This window comes from Pseudomonas sp. 65/3-MNA-CIBAN-0223 (assembly GCF_040310425.1).
Classification (GTDB): Bacteria; Pseudomonadota; Gammaproteobacteria; order Pseudomonadales; family Pseudomonadaceae; genus Aquipseudomonas; species Aquipseudomonas gregormendelii.
On sequence record NZ_JBEOPV010000201.1, the window covers coordinates 1 to 262 of the forward strand.

General features: G+C 60.7%; 1 protein-coding gene. It reads left to right on the forward strand.

Annotated features, from left to right (window positions below; all coding sequences use genetic code 11):
* Window positions 1-262 (forward strand): arsenate reductase/protein-tyrosine-phosphatase family protein (locus AAEZ09_RS28560; protein WP_502947614.1); only part of this gene is annotated, 262 nt, incomplete at both ends.

Below are 262 nucleotides of genomic sequence, written 5' to 3' on the forward strand. Positions count from 1 at the left end.
GATTCGCGCACTTGCGAGGCAGCGGGGCGGCGGGGCTATCAGCTCGCAGCCTTGCGCGCTCGTCAGGTGCAGCCTGAGGATTTCGAGCGTTTCGATCTGATTCTGGCGATGGATCACGACAATCTGGCTTATCTGCGTGCAATGCGACCGGCTCATGGCCGAGCTGATCTCGACCTGATGCTGCGCCGCTATGGCCTGGGAGCTGATGTGGTGCCTGATCCTTACTACGGTGGACCTGATGGGTTCGAGGAGGTCTTGGATC